The 10,103-nt window shown below is 40.0% G+C and carries 7 protein-coding genes and 1 pseudogene; 7 read left to right on the top strand and 1 reads right to left on the bottom strand.

Features of this window, described 5'->3' with window-relative positions:
• Window positions 1-224, bottom strand: a pseudogene (locus MM239_RS12910) (ISL3 family transposase); the annotation flags it as partial.
• An 824-nt stretch (window positions 225-1,048) separates the two neighbouring features.
• Between MM239_RS12910 and MM239_RS12905 the strand changes: the two are divergent.
• From MM239_RS12905 to recJ, 7 genes are all read left to right on the top strand, one after another.
• Complete coding sequence (locus MM239_RS12905) at window positions 1,049-1,903, top strand: heme/hemin ABC transporter substrate-binding protein (RefSeq protein WP_241348663.1); 855 nt, start codon at window positions 1,049-1,051, stop codon at window positions 1,901-1,903.
• A gap of 5 nt (window positions 1,904-1,908) precedes the next feature.
• On the top strand, window positions 1,909-2,970 hold the full coding sequence (locus tag MM239_RS12900) for a FecCD family ABC transporter permease (protein ID WP_241348662.1): 1,062 nt from the start codon (window positions 1,909-1,911) through the stop codon (window positions 2,968-2,970).
• Between the two features lies 1 nt (window position 2,971).
• Window positions 2,972-3,775 (top strand): heme ABC transporter ATP-binding protein, encoded by an 804-nt coding sequence (locus MM239_RS12895; RefSeq protein ID WP_241348661.1) that lies wholly within the window; start codon window positions 2,972-2,974, stop codon window positions 3,773-3,775.
• Between the two features lie 4 nt (window positions 3,776-3,779).
• Window positions 3,780-4,823, top strand: coding sequence for a hemin-degrading factor (locus MM239_RS12890; RefSeq protein WP_241348660.1), 1,044 nt, complete (start codon window positions 3,780-3,782; stop codon window positions 4,821-4,823).
• A gap of 48 nt (window positions 4,824-4,871) precedes the next feature.
• Window positions 4,872-7,127, top strand: coding sequence for a TonB-dependent receptor (locus MM239_RS12885; protein ID WP_241348659.1), 2,256 nt, complete (start codon window positions 4,872-4,874; stop codon window positions 7,125-7,127).
• A gap of 9 nt (window positions 7,128-7,136) precedes the next feature.
• Window positions 7,137-8,198, top strand: a complete 1,062-nt coding sequence (locus MM239_RS12880) for an HmuY family protein (RefSeq protein ID WP_241348658.1) — start codon at window positions 7,137-7,139, stop codon at window positions 8,196-8,198.
• A gap of 180 nt (window positions 8,199-8,378) precedes the next feature.
• The gene (gene recJ, locus MM239_RS12875; RefSeq protein WP_241348657.1) at window positions 8,379-10,103 is read left to right on the top strand and encodes a single-stranded-DNA-specific exonuclease RecJ; all 1,725 of its coding nucleotides are present in this window, start codon (window positions 8,379-8,381) and stop codon (window positions 10,101-10,103) included.

The raw sequence follows: 10,103 nt of genomic DNA, 5'->3' as shown, positions 1-10,103 counted from the left end.
CGAGCATGTAAAAAACATCTATGCTGAAAAAAATTAAGGTGTTGCCAGCTTCTTTCTACAGTATCATGAGTCTTTCCTCCAGCAAACTTGAAGCCTCTCTCGAAATCTATATAAATATCTATCTGACTTTGATTCGTACCATCAGCCTTGGTCATAATTATTTCTTTTATAAACCATGGCTTTTCTAAGCCTAAAGCAATCTCGAAAATCTGTTTACTATTCATCAAACAAAATTAGTACTTTCATGGACCTAGTTTCTATTTACCCACTTTAATTCATATAGAGCCTTCATGAGTTATTTTCTTTAATCTTACAAGCTAGAAAAAAAATTAAATTTTTAATTTATAGAGGGAAATATTAATATTTATCAATTTAATTCTTTTTTTCAAAATAGTAGCAATTTGATTGAGCTTTCATGCTCCAAGGATTATGTCCATTTCCCCTGCTAGTCCTACCTATCAGTAGGCAAGTTCAAAGCGGGAGAATGAAGATGTAGCTCGTACCTCGAATGAGCTCAATGAAGAACCTGTCAATTCGCCAGGCAAGGATGGTACTCCTGAAACTAGGTAAAAAATTTTGAATTTTTTAGTAGCACGAAGATCAAGCTGGGTCATTGAATAAGCTTCCATCTGCTGAAAGAGACAATACTCAATAAATGGGGTATTGAAAAAAATTTAGAGAATTTAGTCTCCAGTTGGCGTTTTTCATTACGCACTAGTTATTTTTTTTTTCTTACATGAGTATTTGATTTAGAATCTTAGTATTTATGGAGTTAGTCCATAAGCAATAATTAGATGTTTAGTCTTGCGCCAACCAAGTCTTATTATGATAATAAGCCTAAGAATACCTAATCGGAAAATCTTATTTTTTTACCCCCTGAAATTTTCATAGGGAAACTTCAAGGACTTGATTCTCTCCTTATCCCTTACCTACTGTAAGTTACCATTTATTCATTTGTTATTTTGATAGAAAAAATCTATTAATTTTAATTTGGATTTAATCTAAATAATATGACATTTGTGATATTATTTAAAATTGATCTAAATAAATGAAAACGAAGTTTATTATTGTACTCCTGTTTTTGGTAGCATGTTCTTCACCAAAAGAACAGCAAGCTTCCACGGAGCGAAGCATCATCACTGCTGGTGGAACAATTTCAGAAATTGTGACGGCATTGGGTTTTGAGGATTTGATCATAGCGACAGATATTACTTCCACTTTTCCTGCTTCATTACAAAAATTACCCTCAATAGGCTATCGCAATCAGATCAAATCAGAAGGCATCTTGTCCTTGAATCCTGAAGTGATTTTGATTGAAAAGGATTATTTGTTACCTGAAGTGATAGCGCAATTGCAAAGCACTGGGGTCGAAGTAAGGCTATTCGAGAAGCCACAGACTACAACTGAAACGATCAGTCTTATCGCTGAGCTTGCTGATTTTCTCCAGGTAAAAGAAGAAGGTTTAGCATTGATAGATAAGGTGAAAGCGGATTTGAAAACGCTGGATGAGTACAAGTCAAAAATATCGCTTTCCGAAAGGCCAAGTATGCTCTTTTTAATGGCTAGAGGTGAGGATATGGTTTTTGTTGCAGGAGAAGAGACCTTTGCCACAAGTTTGATAAGTTTATCAGGATTGTCAAATCCCACATTAGGTTTCAAAGATTTCATTCCTCTGACCCCAGAGGCTTTGGTTAAGTATAATCCTGATTATGTATTGATGTTTGATTCTGGTTTAGCTTCTCTAGGTGGAAAAGATGGACTTTCAAAAATCAAGGGGTTAGATCAAACCACAGCATTCCAAAAAGATCAGATATTGACTTATGATGGTCTCTTGCTTTCAGGTTTTGGCCCTAGAGTGGGTGAAGTAGCATTAGAAATAGCAAAAGAAGTTTATAGCAAATGAATGTGATGCAGGCCGATATCTTTTTGACAAAAAGAAAGGTTCAACACCTTGTTTTATCTGGCTTGAGCTTGGTACTGATGGCGCTTTTGCTTCTGTCCTTATCCATTGGAGCCTTTCATATTTCCATGAATGAAGTATTGGCCATACTCTTAGGCAAACTGGGTTTTGGTACTTATGAGGGTTCAGGTGCAGCGTCTCAAGTGTTGTTAAGTATCAGGATGCCCCGAGTTCTCATGGGAATTATCATCGGAGGAGGCTTGGGTTTAGCAGGCGCAGCTTTGCAGGGACTATTTAGAAATCCTCTTGTGGAACCAGGATTGATAGGTGTCAGCACTGGGGGAGCTTTTTTTGCAGTAGTGTTTATAGTATTTGGAGCAAAAGTTTTGAGCATGACACCTTTACTTTCGCTCATTGGACTACCGTTATTTGCATTTTGTGGTGGGCTGATGGTGACATTGATTGTTTATCGTATTGCCAGCCATACAGGGAAGACGGATGTGTCTGTATTGATCTTGTCTGGAGTAGCAATCAATGCACTGATGGGTGCTCTGATCGGCTTGGTGCTGTTTTATGCTGATGATGCAGCATTGAGGAATTTTACCTTTTGGAGTTTGGGAGATCTTGGCGGTAGTAGTTGGATGAAATTGTTAACAGCTTCTGTTTTGATGATTCCTGCATCGGGGATGGTGATTAGACTTTATCCCCAGCTCAATGCCATGGCTTTGGGAGAGCGAGAAGCATTTCACATGGGTGTGAATATTCAATATGTAAAATACGTCCTGTTCTTGTCAGCGGCAATGATTGTTGGTACGGCTGTTTCTCTTAGTGGTACGATTGGATTTGTAGGCTTAGTCGTTCCACATTTGATTCGATTGGGATTTGGAGCGGATCATCGATTGGTATTACCAGGATCATTTTTGCTAGGAGCGATACTTTTGTCAGCAGCGGATTTGATGGCTAGAAATATCGTCAGACCAGCGGAATTACCAATAGGAATTATTACAGCCTTACTTGGAGCTCCTTTTTTCATCTATCTTATAGTCAATCTCAAAAAAATCAAGCTCTGACATGTTACAAGGAAAAAACATTCATTTCTGTATCAGCGAAAGACCAATCATTGGTGAGGTCAATATCATGGTAGCTCCTGGAGAGCTGACAGCGATTATTGGACCAAACGGAGCTGGAAAATCCACCCTATTTAAATTATTATCTGGGGACTTGACCTGTAATCGTGGTGAGGTTTCATACAATGGTAAGCCTTTAGCTGGTTTCAAAAGTAACCAACTGGCAAAAGTCCGTGCAGTGATGCCGCAACACAGCGAAGTGTCTTTCCCATTTTCTTCTTGGGAAATTGTCGCCTTAGGAATGATCAATGATCCTGCAGCCATTTCAGATCGAGATATCCAAGCTGTAATGGAAAAACTCCAAGTATGGCACCTGAGAGCACAAGCTTACAACATGCTATCTGGAGGAGAGAAGCAGCGAGTACAGCTTGCGAGGGTACTGGTACAAGTGTGGAAAAAGCAGGCTTTTCCAAGATTTATTCTATTGGACGAGCCTGTATCCAGCATGGATGTGGCTTTGCAGCATTTGGTACTAGACTTTATGAATGAATTGAAGCAAAGGAATATAGGTATTTTAATGGTTTTGCATGACCTGAGCTTGGTAGCCAACTATGCTGATCAAGTGATTATGATGAAACATGGCGAAGTGATGGCCAATGGCCATGTATCTGAAGTCTTCACAAATCAAAATCTGGAAAGCCTCTATGGCTATCCTATACATGTAGAGAAACACCACGAGGGCTTGGGACTTCTGGTCCATAGTCTTCCTATTCACCATATCAATCAAAGAATCAATAAAGCACTTTAATACAATGGAAACTACACTATCAAGTCGAGAAATAGCATTGAAAGATGCGTGGGGAAAACTGAAGTCTGAGCAGTCTAATCTTAGGATTCGAGATGCTGCAGCGCAACTTGCTGTTTCAGAGGCGGAACTCTTGGCAACTCAAGTTGGTGAGTCTGTTACCAGGTTGAAAGAGGATTGGACTTCACTTTTGGTAGCGCTAAAGAAACTAGGCAAAGTGATGGCACTCACTAGAAGTGAAGGCTGTGTGCTTGAGCACAAAGGAAATTTTCAAAAAATCAGCATAAAAGGTAGTCCAGCACATCAAATGGCCACCGTAATAGGTCCAATAGAGCAAAGAGTATTCTTCTCTGCCTGGAAGTTTGGTTTTGCTGTAGTGAACGATACCCCTAGAGGAGTAATGCGTAGCATTCAGTTTTTTGACAAATCTGGTACAGCAATTATGAAAGTTTATGTGCAGGATGATTCAAAAGTTGAAGTTTTCAATGAACTAGTTGAGGCATATAAATCAGCTGATCAGGATGCCAATTTGGAAATAGGGCAGTTCGCCAAGCCAAGCTATGCCGAAAAGATAGACTTGGAAGCATTTACCAAAGACTGGGAAGAGATGAAGGATACTCATGATTTTTTTGGAATGCTAAGAAAATACAAAGTTCACCGAATGGATGCTGTGAAGTGGATCGATGACAAATGGGCTTATGAAGTAGATCGATTGGCAGCAAGACGAATTTTGGAAACAGCTTCATCAGCACAATTGCCAATCATGATCTTTGCAGGAAATAAAGGCAATATTCAGATTCATCAAGGAAAAGTAAAGACCATCAAGCAAATGGGAGATTGGCTGAATGTCCTTGATCCGCAATTCAACATGCACCTTGACGAAAATCAGATAGCACATGCTTTTGTAGTTCACAAAAACACCGAAGATGGGATCGTTTCCTCCTTGGAGCTCTTCGATGAAGAAGGTGAAATGATCGCTCAATTCTTTGGCCTGCGTAAGCCTGGCTTACCCCAGCTTTCTGATTGGAAAGCCTTGATAGATAGTCTTTGATTGCAAAGGAGGCAGGGATTTTAACCCTGCCTAAAAAAATTTAAACTTATGTTTAGAATTGATCTTAATAAACTCTCGATATTTCTTACATGCATCTGTTTTTGCTTTGCTTTTAGTAATGCAATAGCTGGTGTCAAAGGGCAAGTGAAGGATGAAAAAGGGCAAGCTGTACCATACGCTACCATTCAGTGGGGTGATGGTAAAGGTGTATTGGCAGATGAAAATGGCAACTTCGAGCTTCCAGATCATTTAAATCAATCTAAGATTAAAGTCACCGCAATAGGTTATGAGGCTAAAGTGATCACCTTGAGCAATCATGTAGACTTGACAGTCAAACTGACACCACTGGTTCAGCATCTTGATGAAGTAGTTGTGACAGGTAACGTTGACCCACAGAGTGCTCGGCAATCAGTGTATCAAGTCAGAACAATCTCCAAGGAAATCATTCAAAATAGAGCGGCTAGCAATCTCCAAGAAGTACTAAACACAGAGCTGGGGATCAGGTTCAGTCAAGACAATGCGCTCGGAAGCAGTAACCTAGAAATGCTGGGGCTCTCTGGTCAGAATGTTAAAATTCTGATAGATGGTGTACCTATGGTCGGAAGACAAGGAGTGAACAATGAGATCAATATCAATCAGATAGATATCAATCAAATCGAGCGCATAGAGATCGTAGAAGGCCCCATGTCTGTGGTTTATGGGGCAGATGCACTAGCAGGTGTGATCAATATCATCACTAAGCGACCAGGAGATACCAAGATCTTGCTGAATGCTCGTGTCCAGGAGGAGACTGTAGGTCAGGGTTATCAGCCACTGACAGGTAGTGGAAACCATATTCGAAGTGTACAAGGTCAATACCGTATAGATGAAAGCTTCAGTGTTTCGGCAGGATGGACACAAAATGATTTTGGTGGATGGAAAGGTGATTTTGAAGGTAGACAGTACTCTTGGTTACCCAAAACCCAAAACTTAGGAATGGCCCAACTCAATTTTGGAAGTGAGGACATAGATCTGTCTTACGGGATTGATTATTTGAACGAATCCATAACCAGCTTTGGACCAGAAAATAGAGTTGAGACCGTGGATAGTGAGTTTGTCACAAGAAGAGTCATGCACAGGTTGACCGGTAGCTATGCTTTGAATCAGAAATTAAAAGCAGCTATTCAAGCAGGATATACAGACTATCAAAGAAACACCATTACAACTTATACCAATGTGCGTACTGGAGAGACGGGACTTTCCAATGCTCCAGGAAGTCAAGCAGTGTTAAATTACAATGGGCTCAATGTGAGGCTGACTTCAATATGGGATATGCACGAGCACTTGGCCTGGACAGTGGGTGTGGATTTCAATCAAGAAGTAGGCTCAGGAGAGCGGATATCTACCAATGAGGGGATTAATGATTTGGCATTTTTCATAAGTGGAGAGTGGAAACCCACAGCGTCTTTTAGTCTTAGGCCTGGTGTAAGAAGGACGTACAATTCCGCTTATAAGGCGCCACCACTGATACCCTCAGTCAATGGTCGATGGGATTTGAGTCAGTCACTTGCTTTGAAGTTTGGGTATGCTAGAGGCTTTAGAGCACCTTCTATTAGAGAATTGTACTTTGATTTTTTTGATGCTAGCCATTCAATTGTTGGCAATCCAGACTTGCAAGCAGAGACATCTCACAGCTACCAAGCCTCGCTTTCATGGCTGAACAGCATGGGTAGAAATATCAAACTTGAGTCCACTATCAATTCATTCTATAATGATATCGACAATCAGATTACCTATGGTATTTCACCTGATGATCCTAGACTGACATCTTTGTTCAACTTGGAAAATTTCCGAACTGGTGGCGTCATGTTAAGAAACAAGCTGATCCTGAATAAACATAGCCTGGACTTCGGCATTTCAAGGATTGGAAGGTATAATCAGATTAGTAGTGAGAATCCAGACTTAGCCTCCTTGCTTTGGACCACTGAGCTCAATGCAAACATAGGTGTTTACCTTCCTTTAGTTGATAGCCACTTGCATTTGTTTTACAAATGGACTGGTGCATTACCAGCTTTTGTAGCTGATTCAGACAGCGTCGATGTATTTCGTCCAGTCCAGTTAGATGGGTTTCATTGGATGGACCTGACGATGAAAAAGACCTTGTTTGGAAGCATGGACTTGACTTTTGGAGCGAGGAATCTTCTTGATGTCAAAAATGTCCAAAGTAGTCTTGGAGAGGGAAGTGCACATTCAGGTGGAGCAAGTAGGCCCATAGGCTATGGCCGATCATATTTTATAGGAATTAATTACCAACTATTTAAATAAACAGTAATAATGAAAAACAATAATTACATTAAAATCAATGTGATACTAGCAGCTTTCGGGATGATGATTGCTTCATGCACAGATAATGAAAATCCGACAGTAGAGACCCCACCAGTAGAAGAGGCTTACATAGAGCTCAATGGTGGAGGCACTACCTTTCCAAATATGGTGTTTGTGGATCTTAGTGCTGAAGAGCAAGTTGCTGTAAGGAGAGATTCATGGGATTTTGCTTTTAGCAATGGCACGGCATTCCAAGTATTGATCAATGGTACTACAGGTGCAATGGCTTATGAGACTGCCTACACTGCATTTTCTGAAGTAGATGAAGCTTATGTGAACAATCTTAAATCTAGCGGAAGTCTAGATCTAAATTTTAACAATTTGAGTGGTATCCTTCGTGTCGATAATCCTTCAAATCCATTAAATAATGGTTCTGTATTCGGAAACTTAGCTAATAACGAACAAGATGCTAAGGTTTTTATCGTAAACAGAGGCGAAAGTGGAGCAGATACCAGAGAGTGGAAAAAGGTGAAAATTTATGTTTCGAATAATAAATACATCATCGAACATGCTCCAACTAATTCAATTGAAGTAACCAAAGTGGAGGTCAGCAAAAATGAGTCACACAATTTCACCTATTTTTCAATTGATAATGGGATTGTGGAAGTAGAGCCGGTCAAAGAAAAATGGGATTTTGTCTGGACTGCAGGAACTTCATCTACTCCATATGCACAGGCTACTGATGGCACACTTGCTTACTTTTTTCAAGATTTGGTTTACCATAATATATACGGAGGTGTTGGAGCTCAGGAAATACTGGAATCAGATCTGTCTTATGAAGATTTTGATATTCAAGACCTTCAGGGTCTAAATTTTAATGTAGATAATCGCTTAACGATAGGCTCAAACTGGAGATCTGGAGGAGGACCAACCTCCTCGCCTAGTGCAAGAGAAGACAGGTATTACATCATCAAAGATAAAGCAGGCAATCATTATAAATTGAGATTCCTCTCCTTGACTACTGGTGGAGAGCGAGGAAGACCAAGTTTGGAATACGCTTTGATCAAGTGACATTAATGTATGGTTTATTGATTTTGAAAAGAGGAACCTTGATGGGTTCCTTTTTTCTTTTTCAAGGAATTTTTGTTTGATCCCTGAGGTTTACCTTTGATTAGAAGATAAAGACTGTTTAAACTCAAAATTATTCATGAGCAGTACACAATTAGCCGGGTAGTTTAGTAATTTAGCCACATGGAGTACAACTGGAAGATAAGAGATAAAGCAGCGGAGGAAAATGTAACTTCCTTGAGTAGGGATATCAATGTGAATAATACCCTAGCCAATATGTTGGTCAACAGAGGTGTAGATACATTTCAAAAAGCGAAAGACTACTTCAGACCAGACCTAGACAAGTTGCATGATCCATTTTTGATGAAGGACATGGACAAGGCAATACAACGACTGGAGGAAGCGATAGGTCGTGAGGAAAAAATCCTTATCTATGGTGATTATGACGTTGATGGGACTACATCTGTGGCTTTGGTATACGGTTACCTTAGTCAATTTTACAAAAACCTTGAGTTCTACATTCCAGACAGGTACAAAGAAGGCTACGGTATCTCTGAACGAGGGGTACGCTATGCAGCTGAGAATAATTTCAAGTTGATCATTTCTTTGGATTGTGGTATAAAGGCAATAGAAAAGGTCAGTTTAGCAAAAATGCTTGGTGTGGATTTTATCATTTGTGACCACCATACACCAGGAGATGAGTTGCCACCAGCGGTAGCGATTTTGGATCCAAAGAGAAAGGATTGTGAGTATCCGTACAAGGAGCTGAGCGGTTGTGGAGTTGGCTTCAAGTTGATGCAGGCATTTGCGCAGCATACAGACAGAGATGCTACGATTGTGATGTCGTACTTGGATCTTTTAGCGATCAGTATTGCAGCCGATATTGTACCGATCACAGGAGAAAATAGGATCTTGGCATTTTACGGGATCGAAAGGCTCAATAATAATCCGAGACCAGGAATCAAAGCCTTGATCTTGAAGAGCAAGATTGAGAAGGAAATAGAGATTTCGGATATTGTATTCAAAATAGGACCCAGGATCAATGCTTCTGGGCGTCTAGAACATGCCAAAGCATCTGTGGAATTGCTGATAGCCAAAGATTTGGATGATGCACTCAGACAAGCAGAAGCCGTAGATACAGTGAATGCAGCTCGGAAAAATTTCGATGAAAACATCACCAAAGAAGCCTTGATGATGATTGAGGAAAAAAATGCCATAAGAGAAATGCGCTCCACCGTGCTATTCAAGGAAGATTGGCACAAAGGAGTGATAGGTATTGTGGCGTCTCGCTGTATTGAGAAATTCTACAGACCGACCATTATTCTTACAGAATCCAACAACAAGGCCACTGGGTCAGCGAGATCAGTGTACGATTTTGATATTTATGAAGCTATCAGTGAGTGTAGTGATTTGTTAGAGCAATTTGGGGGTCACAAGTATGCAGCTGGACTGACGATGGCTGTGGATAAAGTAGTAGCCTTTCAGGAAAAATTCGAAGCAGTAGTCAGTTCTAGGATACAAGATGTCCACATGATGCCGGTGCTGGAGGTAGATGATGAGATTCTTTTGGATCAGATTAATTATAAGTTCTACAATATCTTAAAACAAATGGCACCTTTTGGTCCTGGTAATCCTGAGCCGATTTTTTATGCCAATCAGGTATATGCAGAAGATGTAAGAATATTAAAGGAAAAACATCTTCGCTTCAATGTCGTTCAGGATGGACAGGTCACTCGTCCAGTTTGTATTGCATTTGGTATGGCAGATCGTACTAAATATGAAGATGAGATAGTTTACAAAATGCTCAAGAGAAAAATGCGTTTTGATTTGGCTTTTGAGATTCGAGAAAATACATTTAGAAACAATAGTAGCTTGCAACTGTACGTCAAAGACATCAAATTCGACTGA

The sequence above is a fragment of the Belliella filtrata genome (assembly GCF_022549775.1).
Classification (GTDB): Bacteria; Bacteroidota; Bacteroidia; order Cytophagales; family Cyclobacteriaceae; genus Belliella; species Belliella filtrata.
Note: the sequence above shows the minus strand (reverse complement) of the source record. Positions and strands in the feature narration are given on the sequence as shown.

Excerpts from the sequence above, each read along its gene's own strand:
- MM239_RS12905 (WP_241348663.1), top strand. The coding sequence starts at position 1,049 with ATGAAAACGAAGTTTATTATTGTACTCCTGTTTTTGGTAGCATGTTCT.
- MM239_RS12900 (WP_241348662.1), top strand. The coding sequence starts at position 1,909 with ATGCAGGCCGATATCTTTTTGACAAAAAGAAAGGTTCAACACCTTGTT.
- MM239_RS12895 (WP_241348661.1), top strand. The coding sequence starts at position 2,972 with ATGTTACAAGGAAAAAACATTCATTTCTGTATCAGCGAAAGACCAATC.
- MM239_RS12890 (WP_241348660.1), top strand. The coding sequence starts at position 3,780 with ATGGAAACTACACTATCAAGTCGAGAAATAGCATTGAAAGATGCGTGG.
- MM239_RS12885 (WP_241348659.1), top strand. The coding sequence starts at position 4,872 with ATGTTTAGAATTGATCTTAATAAACTCTCGATATTTCTTACATGCATC.
- MM239_RS12880 (WP_241348658.1), top strand. The coding sequence starts at position 7,137 with ATGAAAAACAATAATTACATTAAAATCAATGTGATACTAGCAGCTTTC.
- recJ (WP_241348657.1), top strand. The coding sequence starts at position 8,379 with ATGGAGTACAACTGGAAGATAAGAGATAAAGCAGCGGAGGAAAATGTA.